Origin of the sequence: Acinetobacter sp. ACNIH3 (assembly GCF_002918965.1) — a bacterium.
Taxonomy (GTDB): domain Bacteria; phylum Pseudomonadota; class Gammaproteobacteria; order Pseudomonadales; family Moraxellaceae; genus Acinetobacter; species Acinetobacter schindleri.
Window position 1 is genome coordinate 1 of record NZ_PQLP01000036.1, and the last position, 22,458, is coordinate 22,458.

At 43.5% G+C, this 22,458-nt stretch carries 20 protein-coding genes; 6 read left to right on the top strand and 14 right to left on the bottom strand.

Features of this window, described 5'->3' with window-relative positions:
- Window positions 1-633: 633 nt before the first annotated feature.
- Window positions 634-1,416: a peroxide stress protein YaaA gene (yaaA, locus tag C3420_RS12695; RefSeq protein ID WP_076753795.1), complete on the bottom strand. Its 783-nt coding sequence runs from the start codon at window positions 1,414-1,416 to the stop codon at window positions 634-636.
- A gap of 124 nt (window positions 1,417-1,540) precedes the next feature.
- On the opposite strand from yaaA, the gene C3420_RS12700 reads away from it, so the two are divergent.
- Window positions 1,541-2,170: an alpha/beta hydrolase gene (locus C3420_RS12700; RefSeq protein WP_103799901.1), complete on the top strand. Its 630-nt coding sequence runs from the start codon at window positions 1,541-1,543 to the stop codon at window positions 2,168-2,170.
- 42 nt (window positions 2,171-2,212) lie between these two features.
- Here the strand turns inward: C3420_RS12700 and C3420_RS12705 are convergent, their stop codons facing one another.
- The 4 genes from C3420_RS12705 to pheA all read right to left on the bottom strand — a co-directional run bounded on the left by C3420_RS12705 (window position 2,213) and on the right by pheA (window position 7,195).
- Window positions 2,213-2,578, bottom strand: a complete 366-nt coding sequence (locus tag C3420_RS12705) for a hypothetical protein (RefSeq protein WP_004892531.1) — start codon at window positions 2,576-2,578, stop codon at window positions 2,213-2,215.
- A 100-nt stretch (window positions 2,579-2,678) separates the two neighbouring features.
- Window positions 2,679-4,925: a bifunctional prephenate dehydrogenase/3-phosphoshikimate 1-carboxyvinyltransferase gene (locus tag C3420_RS12710; protein WP_103799902.1), complete on the bottom strand. Its 2,247-nt coding sequence runs from the start codon at window positions 4,923-4,925 to the stop codon at window positions 2,679-2,681.
- Between the two features lie 3 nt (window positions 4,926-4,928).
- Window positions 4,929-6,020, bottom strand: coding sequence for a histidinol-phosphate transaminase (gene hisC / locus C3420_RS12715; protein WP_103799903.1), 1,092 nt, complete (start codon window positions 6,018-6,020; stop codon window positions 4,929-4,931).
- 65 nt (window positions 6,021-6,085) lie between these two features.
- Complete coding sequence (gene pheA / locus C3420_RS12720) at window positions 6,086-7,195, bottom strand: prephenate dehydratase (protein WP_103799904.1); 1,110 nt, start codon at window positions 7,193-7,195, stop codon at window positions 6,086-6,088.
- A 485-nt stretch (window positions 7,196-7,680) separates the two neighbouring features.
- Between pheA and C3420_RS12725 the strand changes: the two genes are divergently transcribed.
- Complete coding sequence (locus tag C3420_RS12725; RefSeq protein WP_103799905.1) at window positions 7,681-8,199, top strand: DJ-1/PfpI family protein; 519 nt, start codon at window positions 7,681-7,683, stop codon at window positions 8,197-8,199.
- 82 nt (window positions 8,200-8,281) lie between these two features.
- Here the strand turns inward: C3420_RS12725 and C3420_RS12730 are convergent, their stop codons facing one another.
- Window positions 8,282-9,424, bottom strand: coding sequence for an acyl-CoA dehydrogenase family protein (locus C3420_RS12730; RefSeq protein ID WP_004815368.1), 1,143 nt, complete (start codon window positions 9,422-9,424; stop codon window positions 8,282-8,284).
- 165 nt (window positions 9,425-9,589) lie between these two features.
- A complete protein-coding gene (locus C3420_RS12735; protein ID WP_103799906.1) occupies window positions 9,590-10,933 on the bottom strand; it encodes a dicarboxylate/amino acid:cation symporter in 1,344 nt (447 codons plus the stop codon).
- Between the two features lie 414 nt (window positions 10,934-11,347).
- Here C3420_RS12735 and C3420_RS12740 point away from each other — a divergent pair, with 414 nt between their 5' ends.
- The gene (locus C3420_RS12740) at window positions 11,348-12,349 is read left to right on the top strand and encodes a glycosyl transferase family protein (RefSeq protein ID WP_103799907.1); all 1,002 of its coding nucleotides are present in this window, start codon (window positions 11,348-11,350) and stop codon (window positions 12,347-12,349) included.
- A gap of 59 nt (window positions 12,350-12,408) precedes the next feature.
- On the opposite strand, the gene C3420_RS12745 is transcribed toward C3420_RS12740, so the two are convergent.
- Window positions 12,409-12,681 (bottom strand): YeaC family protein, encoded by a 273-nt coding sequence (locus C3420_RS12745; protein WP_004815365.1) that lies wholly within the window; start codon window positions 12,679-12,681, stop codon window positions 12,409-12,411.
- Between the two features lie 3 nt (window positions 12,682-12,684).
- Entirely contained in the window at window positions 12,685-13,587 is a 903-nt protein-coding gene (locus C3420_RS12750; protein WP_004815364.1) for an NAD(+) kinase, read from the bottom strand.
- Window positions 13,588-13,813: 226 nt separating this feature from the next.
- On the opposite strand from C3420_RS12750, the gene mrcB reads away from it, so the two are divergent.
- Both mrcB and C3420_RS12760 read left to right on the top strand, forming a co-directional pair.
- Window positions 13,814-16,207: a penicillin-binding protein 1B gene (mrcB, locus tag C3420_RS12755; protein ID WP_103799908.1), complete on the top strand. Its 2,394-nt coding sequence runs from the start codon at window positions 13,814-13,816 to the stop codon at window positions 16,205-16,207.
- 13 nt (window positions 16,208-16,220) lie between these two features.
- Entirely contained in the window at window positions 16,221-16,760 is a 540-nt protein-coding gene (locus tag C3420_RS12760; RefSeq protein WP_004892500.1) for a tetratricopeptide repeat protein, read from the top strand.
- A 29-nt stretch (window positions 16,761-16,789) separates the two neighbouring features.
- Here C3420_RS12760 and C3420_RS12765 read toward each other — a convergent pair whose 3' ends face one another.
- Window positions 16,790-17,689: a thiamine phosphate synthase gene (locus C3420_RS12765; RefSeq protein ID WP_103799909.1), complete on the bottom strand. Its 900-nt coding sequence runs from the start codon at window positions 17,687-17,689 to the stop codon at window positions 16,790-16,792.
- Between the two features lie 142 nt (window positions 17,690-17,831).
- On the opposite strand from C3420_RS12765, the gene hemP reads away from it, so the two are divergent.
- Window positions 17,832-18,002 (top strand): hemin uptake protein HemP, encoded by a 171-nt coding sequence (hemP, locus tag C3420_RS12770; protein ID WP_004815360.1) that lies wholly within the window; start codon window positions 17,832-17,834, stop codon window positions 18,000-18,002.
- Between the two features lie 95 nt (window positions 18,003-18,097).
- On the opposite strand, the gene C3420_RS12775 is transcribed toward hemP, so the two are convergent.
- From C3420_RS12775 to C3420_RS12790, 4 genes are all read right to left on the bottom strand, one after another.
- Window positions 18,098-19,408: a sensor histidine kinase gene (locus tag C3420_RS12775; protein WP_103799910.1), complete on the bottom strand. Its 1,311-nt coding sequence runs from the start codon at window positions 19,406-19,408 to the stop codon at window positions 18,098-18,100.
- Window positions 19,409-19,415: 7 nt separating this feature from the next.
- Complete coding sequence (locus C3420_RS12780) at window positions 19,416-20,081, bottom strand: response regulator transcription factor (RefSeq protein WP_103799911.1); 666 nt, start codon at window positions 20,079-20,081, stop codon at window positions 19,416-19,418.
- Between the two features lie 118 nt (window positions 20,082-20,199).
- Window positions 20,200-20,562, bottom strand: coding sequence for a NirD/YgiW/YdeI family stress tolerance protein (locus C3420_RS12785; protein WP_103799912.1), 363 nt, complete (start codon window positions 20,560-20,562; stop codon window positions 20,200-20,202).
- A 103-nt stretch (window positions 20,563-20,665) separates the two neighbouring features.
- Entirely contained in the window at window positions 20,666-22,423 is a 1,758-nt protein-coding gene (locus C3420_RS12790; RefSeq protein WP_103799913.1) for a GspE/PulE family protein, read from the bottom strand.
- Window positions 22,424-22,458: the final 35 nt, after the last annotated feature.

The window sequence follows — 22,458 nt, forward strand, 5'->3', positions numbered from 1 at the left end:
GTATTAATCTGCTTAAATATTTTTATTAAAATACATTTCTTTCATAAATCAAAAAATGATTATCCTATTCATATTTATAGATATTAAAAGCCCTTTCTCCCTTTGGGATGAGAAGTATTACTTTGAAGAGAATGAGGGAGTTTTTTAGAAAAAACCTCTCCCTGAGGAGCATGCTCCGCAAGCCTCCTTATAGGAGGGAATTCCCTTTATAGGGATTCAAAAATGATTTATGAAAGAACCCTATAATTAAAATTAATTATAAAAATCTTAAATAAATATCTATTTCCAGTGAATATTTAATTTAAATGAACTCTAATTTCTTTTAAATAAAAGATGAGTAAAATTGAGTTTCTTACAGCCTTATCTATAAATTTTTCTAAATCAATTTGTTCTGACCCATCATCAAATGGTATCGATAAAGGCTTTTATGTTTTAACCACCAACTCTCCCATATTTGACGTTCTACTTTGAAATAGACTAAATTTTATCCTTTAAAATTAATGCTCCTTTTTTGTAGCAGAATTCTTATCTGTAAAAAGAAAAAGTTCATTTTATGCGCCTTTTTAATGCTTAATTATTCATATATAAAAAAAAGATCACCCACAGGTGATCTTTTTTATTAAATAAGACTACCTAAGCAGCGAGTTGTTCATCACGCTTGAACACCAGCTCACCTTTAAGAGAACTCTCTGCATCAAAGTAGTACCCCTCAGTATTAAAACCTTTCAGATCCTCTACGCGATCAATCTGGTTTTCAATAATAAAGCGTGCCATCAGGCCACGTGCTTTCTTGGCATAAAAGCTAATCACTTTATATTTGCCATTTTTCTGATCCAAAAACACAGGCTTAATGATTTCTGCCTGGATTTTATTTTCCTTCACAGATTTATAGTATTCATCAGAAGCAATATTCACCAAAAGTTCTGAATTCGCCGCTGCAAGATCATAATTGATCAGCTCAGTAATGGTATGTCCCCAGAATTCATACAGGTTATGACCACGAGAATTGGCAAGTTTTGTTCCCATCTCTAATCGATATGGCATCATCAGATCCAATGGACGTAACAAACCATATAAGCCGGACAGCATACGCAGATGTTCCTGGGCATAGCTAATATCATGATCTTTTAGATTATAGGCATCCAGACCTGTATAAACATCGCCCTTAAAGGCAAAAATCGCCTGTCGTGCATTTGACAGATCAAACTCTGGCTGCCAGTCACGGAAACGCTCAACATTAAGATTGGCAATTTTTTCACTTACCGACATCAGGCTGGAAATTTCTGTTGCTGACAACTTGCTGGCAACTTCTATCAATTCCTGGGAATGTTCCAGCAATCTTGCTTGCGTATGCTGATCTGTTGGTAACGATGATTCGTAGTCGAGGGTCTTTGCAGGGGAAATTAATACGAGCATAGCCAACCTGGTTAAAAAGTGATTAATCAAACTATATCAGTCGAGTTACTTTAATTCCAATTCATGTTTTTACTTAATACAATCGTTAAAATACGCCTTTCTCCCCTCATTTATCGATTTTCCTATGTCCGAGCAAATTTTCCTTCAGGGTCCTGTGGGACAAATTGAAGTTTTTGTGGATTATCCTCAGGGTGAAGTGAAAGGATTCGCGGTTGTTTGTCACCCCCATCCATTGCAAGGTGGTACACCACAACATAAAGTTCCAGTATTGCTGGCACAAATGTTTTTAGAGCGTGGTTGTGTTGTCTATCGTCCAAGTTTCCGTGGTTCTGGTCAAAGTGATGGAATACACGACGAAGGCTATGGTGAAACTGATGATGTACTTGAAGTGATTAAATTCGCTCGTACTCAACATATTGGCTTGCCATTCTATGCAGGTGGCTTTAGTTTCGGTGCACATGTCATGGCCAAAAGCTATGCCATGCTACCTATAGAATTACAGCCTAAACAGACGGTTTTATGCGGTTTGCCAACCGCCACCGTAGCAGGTTTACGCCACTATGTAACACCGCATATTAAAGGTGACATTCTGTTCCTGCATGGTGAAGCCGATGATGTAACCCTGTTGTCGGATCTGATTGAATGGGCTAAACCACAGCGTCATTTGTTGACCATTTTACCAGGTGCCAATCATTTCTTTACTGGTTACCTCAAACAGTTGCGTATTGCGATTACGCGCTTTTTAATGCTGTAAAAAATTCCATAATTAAAAAAAGCGGCTCAATGGCCGCTTTTTTTAATTTTTCCATTCGAATTCACTAAAGCTTTCTTGCTCCTTGAGTGAAGCTTCTACGGCCTGTGCCAGTTGATTAAGAAGGCTTTGTTCGGTAATCCGATCCAGCCAGTCTTGTTCTTCATCTGGATAAGATACAATCTCACAGACAAAATGCCCTTCACTGTCACGACTTTCACAACTCACCGAAAGTGGCAATGCGTGTTCATCTACTGCAACAGCAACCTGTCCACCACTTTGTGGCAGGGTTTGAAAGCCATATTTTCCGAGTTCATCAGCAAGAAATTGCGCGACATACTCTTGGGTCTCACGACTATCCTGTAATTGCTGTTGGCTTTGAGTATTGGCAATAAATTTTAATTTTCGCATCGCTACATCCAAATGGCTTTTTTCTTGTATGGGTTTAGCATAAGCCAATATAAACAAAACAGCCAAGCAAAAGCTTGGCTGTTTCACATAAATTTAAGGATTATTCTGTCACTTCAATCGCCAGACCAGCCTGAGACGTCAGTTCAGTAAAGGTTGGGAAGCTGGTGGCGACTGTTTCAGTCCCGACAATCTTGATTTCACCTGAGTTACGCAGACCTGCAATCGAGAAACTCATTGCGATACGGTGATCATGATGCGATTCAATTTCACCACCGGTAAAGATTGGTGACCAGTCACCTGCCTTGCCTTTACCTTCTATGATGATGCCATCTTCAGTCGGCGTACAGTCGATGCCCATGGTTTTTAGGCCATCTGCCATGACTTGAATACGATCCGATTCTTTGACACGGAGTTCAGCCGCACCCGTCAGGATCGTTTGACCTTCCGCACATGCCGCTGCAATAAACAATGCCGGGAATTCATCAATTGCCAATGGCACCTGATCTTCAGGCATATGAATACCTTTTAAGGTACGAGTACCACGAATACGAATGTCTGCAATCGGCTCACCACCTGCAATACGTTCGTTTTCAACCGTAATGTCCGCACCCATCTGTTTCAGGATTTCGATCACACCGGTACGGGTCGGGTTAATACCTACAGCTTCTAAGGTCACATCCGAGTTTTCAGTAATCGCGGCACCAACCATAAAGAAAGCAGCAGATGAAATATCAGATGGGACTTGGATATTGGTACCGACCAATTTTCCGCCACCTTGTAATGAAATCCGGTTACCTTCAGTTTTCACTTCATAACCAAAGGCACGCAGCATACGTTCAGTATGGTCACGTGTTGGTTCAGGCTCAGTCACCGAAGTTTTACCTTCAGCCCAAAGACCTGCCAGTAAAATCCCTGATTTCACCTGAGCTGATGCCATTGGCAAGTCGTACTGGATTCCTTTCAGGTTTTGATTGCCTGTAATGGATACCGGTGGCGTACCACGTTCACCTGTGGTTTGAATCTGTGCACCCATTTCACGCAAAGGCTTGGCAATACGCTCCATTGGACGTTTAGACAGTGAAGCATCACCCGTCATCACTGAATCAAATTTTTGTGCAGCCAACATACCGGACAGCAAACGCATTGATGTACCTGAGTTGCCCATATACAGCGCAGACTGTGGTGCTTTCAGACCGTGCATCCCCACACCATGAATCGTCACTTCACCATTTTTAGGACCCTCAATGCTCACGCCCATATCACGGAAAGCTTGCAGAGTCGCTAAAGCATCTTCCCCTTCAAGGAAACCGGTCACATGCGTTGTACCTTCAGCGATAGCACCAAACATGATCGAACGGTGTGACACAGATTTGTCACCTGGCACGGTAAATTTGCCCTGGAATTTCTTGGCACCCGGCTGAATGGTAAATTGTTGTGTCACTTGATTTTTCTCCATGAAAGGTTTCTTGGCGAGCATATGGTTGAAATGCTGGCGAGCTGCCTGCGCATGTCCCAGTAAGCCCATCAATGCTTGGGAATCTTCGTCTTCAATCAGCTTGCGGATAATTTCCAGCTGAGCCTCAAAGCCATCTACAGCATTCAGAATTGCTTTTTTGTTGGCAAAAAAGATGTCATGCCACATTTGTGGATCACTGGCTGCAATTCGGGAAAAGTCCCGAAAGCCGCCCGCAGCATAACGAAAAATATCTAAATTGTCTTCACGCTTGGCCAGTTGTTCGACCAGGTTAAAGGCCATCAGATGCGGAAGATGACTGGTATGCGCCAGCACTTCATCGTGCTTTTCCACATCCATACAAATCACTTCCGCTTTTGCCGCCTGCCACAGTTGAATCAGTTTATCGACTGCCCACGCTGCACTGGTTGGCAACGGCGTCAAAATCACCTTATGATTGGCAAATAGATCAACTTTACCAGCATGCACACCCGTATGTTCTGCACCCGCAATCGGATGTCCCGGCACAAAACCTGCTGGTAATGCATCACCAAACACAGCCTTGGCTGCATCTACCACATTCCCCTTTGTGCTACCCACATCGGTAATAATGGTACCTTCAGCCAGATAAGGCTGAATCGTTTCCAGTACTTTTTGCGTAGCACGTACGGGTAACGCCAGGACGATCAGGTCTGCACCTTTGACAGCTTCTACAGGATCTGCATAACCTTCGGAAATTAATCCCAAGGCTTTGGCATCTTCCAGCGTTTTTTGCGAGCGGGTCGATGCCACGATGTCATTGGCTAAATGTTCAGCCTTAATCACACGTGCCAGACTTGAACCAATCAGTCCAAGTCCAATAAAGGCAACTTTTTCAAACAGTGGCTGCGACATAACTTAAGCTTTTGCCTCTAAGCCAAGTACTTTGCCTAGTGCAGCAAGGAATTTGGCATTTTCAGCTTCGGTACCAATCGATACGCGCAAGTGGTTAGCAATACCCACTGGACGCACAATAACACCTTGCTTTAATAAACCATTAAAGGTTTCAGCAGGATCTGCTTGAACATCGACTAAAATGAAGTTGGCACGAGATGGTACATAGTTTAGACCTAGAGCTTTAAAACCCGCTTCAAGCTGTGCCATACCTGCCTTGTTCACTTCACGAGATTTCTCGATGAAGGCTTCATCTTTCAGTGCAGCAACTGCAGCCACCATCGCCAAATGGTTCACGTTGAATGGCTGACGGATACGATTTAAATAATCCGTTACTTCAACCGATGCCAAGGCAAAACCAACACGCAGTGCAGCCAGACCATAACACTTAGACAAAGTACGGCTGACAATCAGGTTAGGATACTGCTTCAGGAATTTCAGGCTATTGAAGTTTTCCGGGAAATATTCCACATACGCTTCATCCAGCACTACGATCACATTTGCCGGCACTTTCTGCATGAACGCTTCAAATTCAGCTTCTTCAAACCAGGTGCCTGTCGGATTATTTGGATTGGCAATAAAGATCAGCTTGGTATTGTCTTTAATTGCAGCCGCCATCGCCTCAAGATCATGCGAGAAGCCTTTTGCTGGTACTTCAATCGCTTCGGCATGGATCGCTTGAGTTACCAGAGCATATACTGCAAATGCATGCTGGCTGTAAATCACAGAATCGCTTGAAGAAACGAATGCGCGGGCAAACATTTCCAGTAAGTCGTTTGAACCGTTGCCCAAAGTAATCTGGTCATGATTAAAACCAAATTGTGCTTTGATCTGGTCTTTCAGGATAAAACCACCACCATCGGGATAACGGCCAATTTCTGCCAGTTCTGCAGCGACTGCATCTTGGACTTTATCTGAACAGCCCAACGGGTTTTCATTTGAAGCAAGTTTCACGATATCGGTGATCCCTAACTCACGTTCAAGTTCACTGATTGGCTTACCTGGCTGGTATGGCTTTAACTTTGAGATGCCTTGATTGGCTGGCACGAACGACATTTTATACTTCCGATTTACGTGTGAAACAGTGGTCAGCACCCTCGCACTGACCACAAATGGCTGACTTAAAGTACAGCTGCAGGATATGAACCGAGCACGCGAACTTCTTTGACCAAAGGACGAATTTCTTCAATCGCAGCTTTCACGTGTTCCTGCTCAATATGGCCTTCAAGATCGATAAAGAATACATAAGCCCATTTTTCAGGAAGTGCAGGACGAGTTTCAATACTTGTTAGACTGATATTGTGCTTGGCAAATGGCGCCAGAATTTCCAGCAAAGCCCCGGCACGATCATGTGCTGAAATCAGTAATGAAGTCTTGTCATTACCGCTTTGTGGTACTTTCTCGCGGCCAATCACCAGGAAACGTGTCGTGTTTTCCGGATTGTCCTCGATATTGCTGTGCATAATCTCAAGATTATAGATGTTCGCAGCAATTTCTGAAGCAATTGCAGCAGAATGCCATTCATTCTGAATACGGCGAGCTGCTTCAGCATTTGAACTCAGTGCGACACGCTCAACACCTGGATAATGGGCATCTAACCATTTACGGCATTGTGCCAAAGTTTGCTGATGCGCATAAATCTGCTTGATACTGTCTTTACGGGTATTTTCAGAGATCAGGAACTGGTGATGAATTGGCAATTCCACTTCACCAATCACATTGAGATGCGAAGTTTTGAAACAGTCTAAAGTATGATTCACCACACCTTCAGACGAGTTTTCAACTGGTACCAGACCATAATGCGCACTTCCCGCTTCTACTTCACGGAATACTTCATCAATGGTTGGCAATGGACGTACTACAGCATCATGCCCAAAATGTTTCAATACTGCTGAATGCGTATAGGTGCCCACAGGCCCCAGGAAAGCAATACTTTGTGGTGCTTCGAGCGCTAAACATGCCGACATGATTTCACGGAACAGACGTGCCATGGTGGTATCAGACAGTGGCCCCTCATTACGTTCCATAACATTACGCAAAACCTGCGCTTCACGTTCAGGACGGTAAAACAGTGGATTCTCTTCTGAAGCAAACTTTGCTTTTGCTACAGCTTCTGCCAAACGCGCACGGCGATTAATCAATTGCTGGATTTGCTGATCAACTGAATCGATATCTTCACGAATCTTAGCCAAATCAAGAGAAGTCGTAGTGTTTTGATCGTCGTTGATCATTGTTATGTCGCCCTTCATAAACCGTAACTGTTTCAGTATAACAATAGTAAGCTTTCAAATGTTACGCAATATGACTTTGTCTTTTAAAAGTCAGTTATTTATGCGTTGCCTAAGCACTCATCGCATCTGCAATGTTTAGTAACATTTTCCACAGCGTATTCAGCAAAAATTACATTATCAAATTGTAAAGTTTGCGTTTGCATCTTAACTGATTTTAGGATGGATGAATTATCATTATTTCTTAATCTATATAACGATTTTAACCATAAGAAAAATCATGCAAAGACTCAAAAATCAGCAATGGAAAGACGTTGCTAGATGATCAATAGTTCATTTTAAAATTACCGCTCAACCTCCTGCACATATGCTTTTTTTACTTGTTTTAACAGAGCTTTTTACATTTAACATGTATTTATTTACAAAGCAGGGACGATTTTTAAACCTTATCCCGCTAGTCTGTTCAAAACTTAGGCAGGAGCAAATACATGCCAAAAAGAATAGCTGTGCTCGTCACTCATAACTTTGATGATCAGGAATATTTTGAACCTGTAGAAGCCTTTCGTGCTGCCAGTCACAGTATCTGCAATATTGACCATGAAGCTGGAAAGGTTATATATGGTCGGAAACATACAGCTTCAGTGACCATAGATGAAAGTATTGACCAGATTTGTGTCGATGATTTTGATGCATTACTAATTCCAGGTGGAGAATCTCCCCTGACCTTCACTTCAGATGCTGTCGTTCTAAAGTTGATTCAGGAATTTAATGCAGCCAATAAAACCATCTTTAGCATCTGCGATGCTTCATTATTACTCGGTGCAGCTGACGTACTGAAGGACCGGATTATTACCAGTATTCGTGACCATGCGCACTGGCTGCAAGATGCAGGCGGTCGTTATTATGATGCAGAACTGGTCAATGATAATAACCAGTTGATCTCTTCACGTGCACCAGACGATTTACCTGTGTTTATTGATGAGTGCCTAGAAGTATTAAAGTCTTAAAATATGAAAAATGTCATTTGCTCCCTTACATAAAAATGAGCCCTTATAGGCTCACTTTTACTTTATAGCGAATGAAATACTTTTAGCGACCTAATAGGCTACGTGCCACGATTTCTTTCATGATCTCATTCGTACCACCATAAATCCTTTGGATACGCGCATCGACAAAGAAACGGGAAATCGGATATTCAGTCATATAGCCATAGCCACCAAACAGCTGGAGCAAATTATCCGCAATTTTCATCTGCATGTCAGTTGAAAAACTTTTTAAGGCTGCTGCAGTTTCAACATTCAGCTTGCCCTGCATATACAACTCAACATTCTGATTATAAAACGCCGCTGTTGCCAGTTCATCAATCTTGGCCTGTGCCAGTACAAAGCGAGTGTTCTGGAATTGGCCCACTGCCTGACCAAAGGCTTGACGTTCTTTGACATAGGTCGTGGTGATATCAATTGAACCACGAATCGCACCCAAAGCCGTAGCCGCAATCGCAGTGCGCTCACGTGGCAGTTCCTGCATCAGGTATGCAAAGCCTTGGCCTGGTTGACCGAGTAACTGATCTTTTGGCACTTTGACATTATCAAAGAACAGCTCAGAGGTATCTTGCGAGTGCAGGCCAATCTTGTCCAGATTGGTGCCTTTCTTGAAACCTTCCAGATGAGTATCTACTAAAAGCAGTGAAACACCTTTGGCACGTGCCTGTGGATCGGTTTTTACAGCCAGCACCACCAGATCGGCATGCTGACCATTCGAAATAAAAGTTTTGGAACCATTTAACAGATAATGGTCGTCCTGCAAAATGGCACTGGTTCGAATTGCCTGCAAGTCAGAACCCGCACCTGGTTCAGTCATACCGATGGCACCGACCACCTCACCGGTTACCATTTTAGGCAGCCAGTATTTCTTCTGTTCTTCAGTGGCGATATGCAGGATATAGGGTGCAGCAATATCCGAGTGGCATGACAAACCAATAGAGAGTGCACTAAACCCTGCACGTGCCGACTCTTCGAGTAACATTAAGGAGTAATGGGTTGGCACACCATAGCCACCATATTCTTCTGGAACATCCACACAAAGAAAGCCATTTTCACCCAGCGCATTCCAGACTGAACGTGGAATCTTGCCCTCACGTTCCCATTGCTCATAGTGCGGTGCAATCTGTTCGCTCATAAAGCGTTTAAAGTTATCGCGGAATAATTCCAGGTCTGCATCATATGCCAGCATTGTTCTATCCTTGTGGTGTTTATCATTATATTTCCACAAACAGGCTAGCGATTTTTAAGGTGAGTGTCATGCGCTAATATGATTTTTTTCAAACTTTACAGTCAATTTATTTTAATAAAAGTTTAAAAAAGGAAGCCGAAGCTTCCTTTTTTAAACAGACTGAAATCAGTGAGATTTAACGCTTTCTTGCTGCATTAATTCATCAATTTCTGCCGGATTGTTTAATGCATAATTCAGTTTTTCTTTGTCCAGCTGACCGACCCATTTTGCAACAACCAGAGTCGCCAATGAGTTACCAATCAGGTTAGTCAAAGCACGTGCTTCAGACATGAAACGGTCGATACCCAGAATCAGTGCCAAGCCCGCTACCGGGATATGACCTACTGCAGACAGGGTTGCAGCCATTACGATAAAGCCAGAACCTGTTACACCTGCTGCACCTTTAGATGAAATCAATAGCACAAGAAGCAAGGTAATCTGATGAGATAGATCTAGCTGGGTATTGGTCGCCTGAGCGATGAAGACTGCCGCCATGGTCAGGTAAATAGAAGTCCCGTCCAGGTTGAAAGAATAACCTGTTGGAATAACCAGACCGACTACTGATTTTTCTGCACCTGCCAGTTCCAGCTTTTTCAGCATACGCGGCAATACAGATTCAGAGGATGAAGTACCCAGTACAATCAGCAATTCTTCGCGGATCAGACGGATCATTTTCATGATACTGAAGCCGGTGAAACGTGCAATCGAACCAAGAATAATGAAAATAAACAGGATACAGGTGATATAGAAGCACAGAATCAATTGACCCAGCTGCGCCAGTGTACCGATACCATATTTACCGATCGTAAATGCCATGGCACCGAACGCACCGATAGGTGCAAGTTTCATGATCATGTTCACGATGTTAAAGAATACATGTGAAATCTGGTCAATGAACTTCAGTACTGGCTTACCATTATCTCCCAGCTGATGCAGGGCAAAACCAAACAGGAGAGCGAATAGTAGTACCTGAAGGATTTCACCTTCAGCAAATGCGCCCACCACCGTATTTGGAATGATATTCATGAAGAAATCGATGGTCGATTGTGACTCACCTGATGCAACATATTTCGAGATACCTTCTGTATCGAGAGTTGCTGGATCAACGTTCATACCAACACCAGGTTTGGCAATATTGATCACGAGCAGACCGATCACCAAGGCAATCGTCGATACGATTTCAAAGTATAGTAAAGCAATACCACCTGTCTTGCCGACAGATTTCATGCTTTCCATACCTGCAATACCACTCACTACCGTACAGAAAATTACTGGTGCGATAATCATTTTGATCAGGCGGATAAAGCCATCACCCAATGGTTTCAGCTGTTCGCCCAAACCAGGAACATATTGTTCAGCACCATTGATAATTTGCGTACCGCTTGGTGAGAAGTGACCCACAAGGATACCGGCAATAATGGCAACAATCACTTGAAAATAAAGTGACTTATAAATAGGTTTTTTAGCCATGACCTTAGTTCACAATATACTTCTAACAAGAAGCAATATTCAGTTTTCACTTATTTAAGAAAATAAGCATCCAATACTTGATTGCCTTAAACAAAAAAGTGCTTACGTATCAAGAAATTAATCTGATACTGAAAATAGATTGTGTATGTACTTTTAACAATTACAGGAACACCGCTCTTCAGCAGAAGTTAGTGCATTGATCAGGAGATGAAGCAAACACAAAGAATCAAGAGAAATTTTAACCGCTTTTTAGACTTTTGTTTAACCCAAAATGTTAAATTTGTCTAAATAATAAACAATATTCCTTAGACTATAGTCTTATAAAACTATAATTCTTCTGCAAAATAAGAAGGTGAAATACCAATATCAGCGTAAAATATGCCAATACTTGATGAACATGATTGATCTATCCCTATGACCACAAAGCGAAATATTTATAAAGATGCTGAACATCCTTTTGCCCAGTTTATTCGTATTATTGGTAAAGGAAAGAATGGTGCACGCTCGCTCAGTTATGATGAAGCCTATCAAGCTTTTAGTATGATCCTGAAAAATGAGGTGCTGGATGTGCAACTAGGTGCCTTCCTGATGCTACTGCGTGTAAAAGAAGAATCCGTCGAAGAACTGGCAGGTTTCGTTCAGGCAACCCGAGATCAGCTTAATTTTAAAGCTCTGGATGTAGACTTGGACTGGTCATCTTATGCTGGCAAGCGCAAGCATTATCCATGGTTTATCCTGTCTGCCCTCACCTTGGCCAAGCATGGCTATAATATTGTCATGCATGGTGCAGCTGGGCATACTTTGAATCGGGTTTATACTGAGCAAGTATTAGAATACTTAGGCTATTCTATTTGCCACAGTGAGGTTGAAGTCGAACAGCAGCTGCAAGAAAGACATTTTGCTTATCTGCCTTTAGATGTGATTTCACCTATCTTGGCTGAGCTGATCGGACTGCGGAATGTTATGGGTTTACGTTCTCCTATTCATACATTGGCGCGCCTGATTAATCCATTCAATGCCAAAGCGACTTTACAGGCCATTTTCCATCCGGCTTATCGTGGTTCACACCAGCGCGCTGCTTTTCAGCTCGGTTATCAAAATAGTGCTGTGATTAAAGGTGAAGGTGGCGAGTTTGAACGTAACCCTGATGCCAAAACCTTAATTTGTGGTATCAAGAATGGCGAACTGTATGAACACGAACTGCCTAAACTGACGGACAATCGCAGTCCGATTGAAGAAGAGCTGAATCTGGCCGTATTTAAAGAAGTCTGGGATGGTCAACGTTCGCATGAGTATGGCGAAACCGCAGTGGTTGAAACTATCGGTATTGCGCTATATACCATGGGCAAATATGAGAGCTATGAAGCAGCGATGCAAAAAGCCAAAGAACTCTGGAATACCCGTCTTTCAGTTTGAACAAAATCATTTATTCCAGACATTAAAAAGACCACGCTTGTGGTCTTTTTTGGTTTCAATTAAACGAAACGAATGGGCCTGAATTCTGGTTCATTCTTGTGATGATCATCATCACATTCTTCACCTTCTTCTTTGGTACCGCGGTCGATATAACCACTACGTTCAGTTTCAGGCAGATGTTTAATTTCCCAAGCATACACGGCTTGCATACACGTCTGACGCTGCTCTTCCGTCAGTGCCACACCGTTCGGCCATTTACCAATTTCAATCGCAGTACGCAGTCGGTCTACAATCTCAGGATTGAGCATAGAGAGCATTTGTTCAATATTCATGATTTAATCCCGATTCTGATAATCAAAGTCTTGGTTCCAGCCGAGCTTGGTCCGACACGCCATATAGAAATCATAACCCGGTGGATGTAAAAGTTGCAGTTTAAATGGATGTTTACGAATGTGAACCGTATCTCCCACATTCAAAGAGATGCTGTGCTGTCCATCTGCGCTGACCATCGGCATCACGCGATTTTTACGGATCACCAGCTTAATTTCACTATGTCCTCCAACCACAATCGGTCGGGATGACAGGGTATGCGGATGCATGGGTACCAGCACAATCGCATCCATACTTGGATGTACAATTGGTCCACCACCAGAAAGTGCATAGGCAGTTGAGCCTGTTGGTGTCGACACGATCAGACCATCACTATGCTGACGATAAACATATTGTCCATCAATATTCAGCTCAAAGTCGATCATGTGCACGGATTTACCAGAATGAAGTACGACATCATTCAGAGCAATCGCATCATGGATAATTTCGCCTTTAGAGCGGATTTCCAGTTCTAACAGGAAACGTCGCTCAAGCTGGAATTCACCTTTAAGAACCTGATCCAGCTTAAAAATGACTTCTGTCGGCTTGATATCCGTCAGGAAGCCCAAGCGACCACGGTTCACACCGATGACAGGAATATTATATTTGACCAGTGCCCGGGCAGCATGCAGCAATGAACCATCACCACCAACCACAATGACCAGATCGACCACCTCACCCAGCAAGGCGCGGCTCACTGTCTGGGTATTTTCATAAGGTACCAGCGCAGCGGTATCTGCATCAAACACTGGATGAAGGCCCACGTTCAACAAATGATCATGAATAAGACATAAGGTTTCAACTACTGAAGATTTATCAGGACGTCCTACTAACCCGATATTTCGGAATGTCTTATGTGAAATTAGCACCAGTCTCGTCGCTCCGCTACGAATCGCTCCTATAATAGCATTAAGCTCTGGCTCGTTGACAATTTTCCCTGGTTTTTATGTATAAGTAGAGCAAGTTAGAAATAATATTATGCAGACTAAGTGTATTTTTTAATTGATATTTTTTAACCAATTTCTCTTTAAATATTGCAAATTCCCTAAAAGCTTCGCATGATTAGCAGAATTTTACAGACGCTTATCATCATTTATGAAGTATGAACGTGGTTTGGGGTTTATTGCCTTAATCTTTTCCGTTTTGGTCATTTCAGCCTTTGTTGCCTTTAGTATCTATCTGATTCGTCTGGATAATATTGTACGTGACAAATTTGAAGGCCAGCGCTGGGACATTCCTGCGAAAGTCTTTGCACGTCCGATGGAAATCTATGTCAATGCACCTGTCAGCCAACAGGATCTTCAGGAAGAGCTTAAACTGCTTGGATATAAGAGTGCTGAAAGCTATACCAAGTCCGGAAGTTATGTGACTTCTGGTGATACTTTATATGTACATACCCGTGGTTTTGACTTTGGTGACCGGGTTGAGCCTGAGCAGATTTTAAAAGTCAGCTTCAATGGTGAACAGATTAATGACGTAAGTGCCACCAAGCCCTCCACGTCCGGAATTGCCCGTTTGGAACCTTTATTAATTGGCGGGATTTACCCCCAACATAATGAAGACCGGGTACTGATCAAGCTGAATAAAGTACCTAAACCTTTGATTGAAGCACTGATCGCCACCGAAGACCGTAATTTCTACCACCATCATGGTGTATCTCCACGCGGGATTGCACGTGCAGTGGTCAGCAATATTACCGGTGGTAAACGTCAGGGTGGCTCGACTTTAACCCAGCAGCTGGTCAAAAACTTCTATTTAAGTCCAGAGCGTACCTTAAAACGTAAGGTCAATGAAGCCTTTATGGCGATGTTGATTGAATTGCATTATGACAAGGATGAAATCCTTGAAGCCTATTTAAATGAAGTGAATCTGGGCCAGAATGGCAATTATTCTATTAATGGTTACGGTCTGGCTTCCCAATTCTATTTTGGTCTGCCGTTGCGCGAATTAAATATTTCCCAACAGGCATTTCTAGTTGGTCTGGTACAAGGTCCTTCCCTCTACAATCCATGGCGCAACCCTGAAACGGCGAAAAGACGTCGTGATATTGTGCTGAACAATATGCTGGTCATGGGTTATCTGACCCAAGAGCAATACGAAACCGAGAAGGCACGCCCTCTCAATGTCATTACAAAACCAACCCTGGGTCCGGCACGTTTTCCTGACTTCTTGGATATTGTGCGTCGTCAGCTGCGTACCGAATATCAGGAAGGTGACATTACCAATCAGGGCCTACGCATCTTTACCACGTTGGATCCATTGGCACAGACCCGTATTCAGCAAAGTTTCAAAAATACAGTGGCGAACTTAAGCAGATCAAATCCGAAACGTTTAAAAGATTTGCAAGGTGCGGTGCTGGTCACTCATCCAGAAAATGGTGAACTGGTTGCTGCAGTTGGTTCGACCCAGGACTTTACCGGCTTTAACCGTGCCCTGGATGCCAAACGTCAGGTGGGTTCGTTATTAAAACCTGTGATTTACCTGACCGCAATTGAATCGAACCGTTACCATTGGGGTAGCCCGATCGAAGACAGCGAGCTGAGCATTAAAACTGATGGCAAGACCTGGACCCCCAAGAACTATAGTGGCCGCCCACATGGTGTGGTTCCAATGTCTCAGGCACTGGCAAATTCCTATAACCTGTCCGCGGTACGTTTGGCGCAGGAATTCGGTATGTCAACCTTTATCAATCACCTGAAGAAATTTGGTGTGACTTCTGATATTCCGTCCTACCCTTCCATTTATCTGGGTGCGGTAGATATGTCACCTATGGAAGTGATGAGTCTGTATGGCAATTTCGCGACTGGCGGTTTTAAATATCCGGTCAAAGCCATTCGTTCCGTGGTGGATGCCAATGGTCGTCTGGTCGATCGCTATGGCCTGACGGTTCAGCCGACCATTGATCCGGCTTATGCCTATATCCTGAACAACGGTTTACAGCAGGTCATGAGCAGCGGTACCGGCCAATCTGCTTATAGTACCCTGCCACGCAATCTTGGTCTGGCTGGCAAATCAGGGACAACCAATGATACCCGTGACTCATGGTTCGCAGGCTATTCTGGTAATTACCTAGCTGTGGTCTGGTTAGGTCTGGATGACAATAAGATTACTGGTTTGACCGGATCATCTGGTGCGCTACCGGTATGGACCAGTGTCATGAAGCAGCTACGCCAGAAGCCGGTAAATCTGCATCAACCAGGTGAGGTACAATGGCAATGGGTCGATCGCGCGACAGGTCATTTGTCTGCTCAAGGCTGTGAAGGTGCCATGTATATTCCACTGACTCGTCACAGCATGCCAAATCAGGCTACTGCTTGTGGCGCATCGCATTATGCCCCTGCCCCACATACAATTGATTCAGAAGAACCTCAAGTTTCTGACGATCCAAGCGATGAAATTGGGATCTGGATTGAAGAAACTGAAACGGAAAACCAACGTGATTCTTTACAAGATACACGTATCATCTCAAGCGGTAGTTATTCACCCTAATTGAGTGAGATATATGTTTCAAAAAATCCTGATTGGTTCAATTTTAGTTGCTTTAGTCGGCTGTCAGTCCATACAGCAGGAACCATCTGCTCCAGCCAAGCCTGCACCTGAAAAGCCACGGGTGCAGAAATCTGATGGTGTAGTAATTACGCCTTATGATCATCCTGAAATCAAACGTCAAAAAGTGGTCGTGCCACAGCAGAAACCTAAACCACAGCAGTTTGATGATGGCCGTCAGTTACCTGCTTTCAAAAAATTGATGCAGCAGACTCAAACAGCGTATAAAGCACAAAAGTTTGATCAGGCTGAAGCCTATGTCACCCAGGCGCAGCGACTGGCACCGCAGTCTCCTGAAACCTATCTGTATTTAGGGATGCTGGCGAATCGCAAGAATAAACCCGCCAATGCGCAAGCGTTTGCGCAGCGCGGCCTTAGCTACGCCCAAAGTAATGCCATGAAAAAGCAGCTCTGGCAGGTGATTCTTAAAGCTGGTCAGCTGCAAAAAAATCCACAAACCATTCAAAAAGCACAGAAGGCATTAAGCGCTCTTTAAGCTATAATTACTTTTAGTAATGAACTTACCTATATCCCGCGAATGCCTGCGATCCCGTAGGCATGATGGGATTGAGCCAGACTCAAATCTTCTTTGTTGATTCCACCAAGTGCATACACAGGAATCTGAATCTGTTTGGCAATCTGCTCAAAGGTAATCCATCCCAGTGGCTCTACTTCTGTATGAGTCGCTGTTGGAAGCACAGGACTCAGAAAAATTGCTTCACAGCCCAGCTGTTCTGCCCGTTGTGTAGACGCATGATCATGACACGCAGCAATATAGCGTTTCCCTATAACCAGATCACTGGTACTTAGTTGATTCAGCTGTGCCTGCTTAAGATGTAAAGTCTGAATACTCTGTTGCTGTTGTTCATCCAGCAGCAGATATAAGTCATGATTAATTATCAATTGGGATAATTGTTCTGCTAGCAGGGTTGCCAATTTCTCGGCCTGTTCTGCGTTGGCGTCAACTCGCCAATACAGCATTTGCACTTTGTCGAGCTGATGCAGATCTGCCAGATCACTGCTGATTTTAATCATCTGTGGCCATAACAGTTTTTCTAAAATCACCGCATTGGCTTTCGGAAAATTCAGCTGCTGTAACTGCTCGCGGCTATACCACTTCCAGGGTTGCTGAATCTGGGCTAACTGTGCTTCAGCTACACTGGCATGGAATAAATGCAGATGCACAATCACATCTTCATATTCATGACGAATAAAATCGAAAGAATGCCAAAGCTCGATATCAATACCGACTTCTTCCTGGATCTCACGACGGCAGGCTTGCAGCGGTGTTTCACCTTCTTCTACTTTGCCGCCAGGGAATTCATGTTTATTTCCCTGATGCTGTTTCGCTTCCCGCCAGCCAACCAGAACCTGATTTTGGTGAAATAACAAGGCAATCGCGACATGAATATTTGCTTTGGACATACGAAAATAAACTGGCTGGAAATATTACGAATTGTAAGTGATAGCAGATTTTTTAGGAATTGCAAAATTTAGGCGTTGACAGCTCTATTCGATAATGATTATCATTTAAACCAATCCAAGCACATACCACGGAGTCGATGGAATGAACGCACCTTTTAGCCTGTTTACACGTAACAATGACGCTCATCATGCATTACCAATGCTGCATTCAAATAACCTGTTTGCTCTCGGACGCGAAATTCGCATCATGCATGCCGGTGAAGAATACCGCCTACGCTTGACCCGAAATAATCGTCTCATTCTCACTAAATAAACAAAATAACTCACACAATAATAAACGTGGTCATCAGCAGTATGAATCAGCGCGTACTGCTTTTTTCTTATTTGGTCTGTTTCCTGATTCTAGATCTAAAAGCGCAATACGACTTTTAACCCGCCAAGATCAGAAGCCATAAATTGAATATCACCATGATGCAATTGCATGATTTTCTGGCAGATAGATAATCCTAGGCCTGATCCTTGGGTCTTAGTGCCCAAAGCGCGATAAAAACGCTCGCCAAGTCGCTGTAAAGTTTCCTCAGAGATTCCCTCTCCTGAATTCTCAATTACCACTTCTGTTTTATCCGCCTTAGGCTGACACTGGATTAGAACCGTACCCGCAGACGGCGTATATTTGATGGCATTGTCGATCAGGTTTCGCAGGCAACTGAAAATGAGTTCTGTGTTTCCTGAAATATCAGCAGGATTTAGCTCAAGTTTTAGGTCCAGCTGTTTTTCTTCTACGAACGGCGTGAGTGTTTTTAAAGCATCCTGAATAAGCTCAGGCAAATCTAACTTTTGTTGTGGCAGGTTATGATTTTGTTCAGGGTCCAGTCGAGCCAGCAGCAAGAGGTTTTCCAGAACCTGAGTACCGCGACTGACATCTTTTTGAATCTGCGCCAGATCCTGAGACAATGTCTCATGAGTCTGATATTTGCGTTTTAACACCTGCAGGCGCATTTGAATCGCTGATAAGGGTGAGCGTAGTTCATGCGAAGCATCTGCAGTAAAGCGCTGTTCTGCACTTAGGGACTGCTCTACCCGAGCCAGCATCCGGTTTAACTGACTGACGATCGGTTGTAGCTCAGCAATTTGCGGTTCGGGCGATTGAACCGGACTTAGATCCTGGGCGGACTTGGAGGCAATATCCTGTGAAATCCGGTTAAGTGGCTTTAACTGACGTTTAATCAATAGATGTAGTAACAACCATTTCACCAGCCATAATATTAGAAGGATTAAACCAAAACCTAAAATACTATTCCAGATCTGTTCAAAGCGTATAAATACTGGCTGTATTACCTGAACTTTAAGCCCATTATCTTCAACTATCAAAGTTCGTAATAACTGTCCATTTTCAAACTGAAAGTGCAGCCCTGATTGATGACGTAACTGATGTTGCAACAGATTGTTATTTTCGGAAGTGGTTAGCTGGTCCTGATCCAGCCAAAGTCGATACTGGATCTCAAACTCTTCACTGATATCATCCACATTGTGACCTTGGGACTGAGTCACATCGCCAAGTAACAGTTCCGCAATATCTTCCATCAGTTCATCATGAATTTGCATAGACTGATAGCCAGAAATGCCCAGCAATAACAACCAGGCCAGACAGCCCGCCAGAATGGAACTATACATGGCATTCTTGATCAGCTTGTGTTGCAGTGAAATCACCTGAGCCATGATTGATCTACCCTTCAGCTTTATGCATACGATAACCCAGCCCACGTATGGTCTTGATCATCTGACTGCCAATTTTCTTGCGTAGTTGATAAATAAAAACCTCGATGGCATTACTCTCAATTTCATCCCCCCAGGCATAGAGGGATTCTTCCAGCTGTTCCCGGGTCACTACATGCTCTGGCTTTTGCATCAATTTATGCAAAATCTGAAACTCTTTGGCCGTTAAGTTCACCACTTCACCTGCTTTAGTCAGAGTTTTAGCCTGTATATCCAGCTGCAGATCTTCCCAGGTCAGCACATGGCTCAGATTTTTTTGCTGCAAGCGGATCTGGGCACGAATTCGTGCAGACAATTCTTCCAGGCTAAAAGGTTTGACCAGATAATCATTGGCACCTAAATCAAGTCCTTCTACCCGGTCATCAATACTGTCTCGAGCAGTAATAATAATAACTGGCGTATCTTTCTGCAGTTTACGTAGCGTCGTCAGAATCTGATCCCCACTGGCTCGCGGTAAACCACGATCCAGTAAAACACAGTCATACTGATGCTGTTCAAGCGCCAGAATGGCATGGTCCCCACGCTCAACCCAGTCAATTACATAGCCATCCATTTCCAGCCAGGTCTGAATACTTTCTGCCTGTGAGGTATCATCTTCCGCCAAAAGAATACGCATGCTGAATCCCCCTTATTTTCAACATATAATCATGAATTTTAAATAAAAAAAACCACATGCTTTTTGTAATATTGCATGTGGTTTTCTCTAGTCAGGTCATTCGGCCATCGCCAATGCCTTAATTGAAACGCACTTCATCAACATCGATTTCAACACGTTTCGCGAGTTTGTAATCGATATCTACTTCACCAATAATGGTTACTGATGTTTTGGCAGAAATCGGTTTGCCTTGCCATAACTCATCATCAATTTCGACATTGATGCTGCCTGTGTTGTCACGGAACTGATATTTTTCGTCGCCTACTGATTTCACCACATGACCTTTGATTTGTACCTTGCTGTCATCTTTCATGGTGAGTGCTTGTTTTACAGTTACGGTTTTGGCAAACGCGCTTTGGTTTACTGTACTTTCTGCCATAGTCGCAGTTGTTGCTGAACCAATAAGTGCCACTGCTACAAATGCTTTGGTCATATTTTTCATATTCAGTACCTTTTAGGCTGTCTTGTTTCGATGAAGCTATTAAAACAGCTGAAGATGAATTGAATCTTAAGAAAACTTTATTTTCAAAAATGGGTTTTAAAAGTTAATTCAATGGCACTACACGTAGTACTTCCTCTAGCGTGGTGACACCTTCAATGACTTTTCGTGCACCCGCAATTCTAAGTGGCTCTACACCTTCTTTTTTCGCCTGAGCACGTAACTGGTTCAAGTTGGCATCTGCGCCAATCAGCTGTTTGGTTGCCAAACTCAGTGGCATAAACTCATAGATCCCTATACGCCCTTTATAACCCGTATGACGACACTCCTCACAACCTACTGGACGGAACACAAATTCTGGACGGGCCAATGGATAATCTGCTGCTAAATGCTGCCATTCCTGCTCATCCATAAAGCCTTCTGCTTTGCAGTGTGGACACAACTTACGCACCAGACGCTGAGCCAATACACCGAGAATCGTTGCAGCAGTCAGGAACGGTTGTACCCCCAGATCATGCAGACGGGTTAAACTCGACGGTGCATCATTGGTATGTAACGTGGATAAAACCAGGTGACCTGTCAAGGCAGCCTGAATTGCCATATTGGCAGTATCCTGATCACGAATCTCACCGACCATGATGATATCTGGATCCTGACGCATTAATGCCCGTACACCATCGGCAAAACCCAGATCAATTCCGGTATTCACCTGCATCTGGTTAAAGCTTGGCTCCAGCATCTCGATCGGATCTTCAATGGTACAGACATTGACCTCTTCGGTCGCCAGCTGCTTTAAAGTTGAATACAGCGTAGTCGTTTTACCCGAGCCTGTAGGTCCAGTCACCAGAATGATGCCATGACTATGACTGGTCAGCGTGTTCCATTCATTCAGCAAATGCCCTTCAAAACCCAGTTGCTGGAAGCTGCGTACCAATACCTCCGGATCGAAAATACGCATTACCAGTTTTTCACCAAAAGCGGTGGGTAAGGTCGATAAACGCAGTTCCGTTTCCTGCCCTTTAGGCGTACGGGTTTTTAGACGGCCATCCTGTGGCTTGCGCTTTTCTGCCACATTCATCCGGCCCAGAATTTTAATACGTGAAATCACTGCAGTAAGCGTATTGGCTGGCATTTTATAAATGGTATGCAGCACGCCATCAATACGGAAACGGATTTTCCCGGTATCTTTGCGTGGTTCCATATGAATATCACTGGCACTCTGTTCAAAGGCAAACTGTAATACCCAGTCCACCAGTTTAACAATATGCTGGTCATTGGCATCTGGATTTTGCGAATCACCGAGCTGTAAAAGTGCTTCTACACCCTTATTTTCACGGTCATAAGCCGAGGATTTTTGTGATCCACTGACAGCACGACTAACCTGATAATATTCGACAATATATCGCTGCAACTGTTCCGGATTCAGTAGCACCCGTTCAATACGGCGCGGGCTAACATTCTGCTGTAGATTCGACACCCATTCCATTTTATAAGGCTGATCGGTAGCAATCAGGATTTTGTCTGGCTGGATTTCAACGGCGAGAATACGGTTACGGAGTGCGTATTCCTGCGACATTACTGCGGTAAGTGCCTGAACATCGGCTTTTAAAGGATCAATAATATAAAATGGCAGATTTGTTTTTTCTGACAGCCACTGACATAAACGGTTTAGGGTAAGTGTACTTTGGGGATGAGAGCGGTCGACCAGATTAAAATTGGCAATCCACTGTAAAGGATGCCATTTCAGCTGTTCACGCTGACGATGCGTCGTCTGTACCAGCATACGGTCTCTATCACTGATCTTACCGTCTTTAAAAAGTTGCTCCAGACACCACGCGGTATCAATTTCAAAGTCAAATTTCATTGTTATAGGTCCCTAAACTTGCCTTCACTATAACA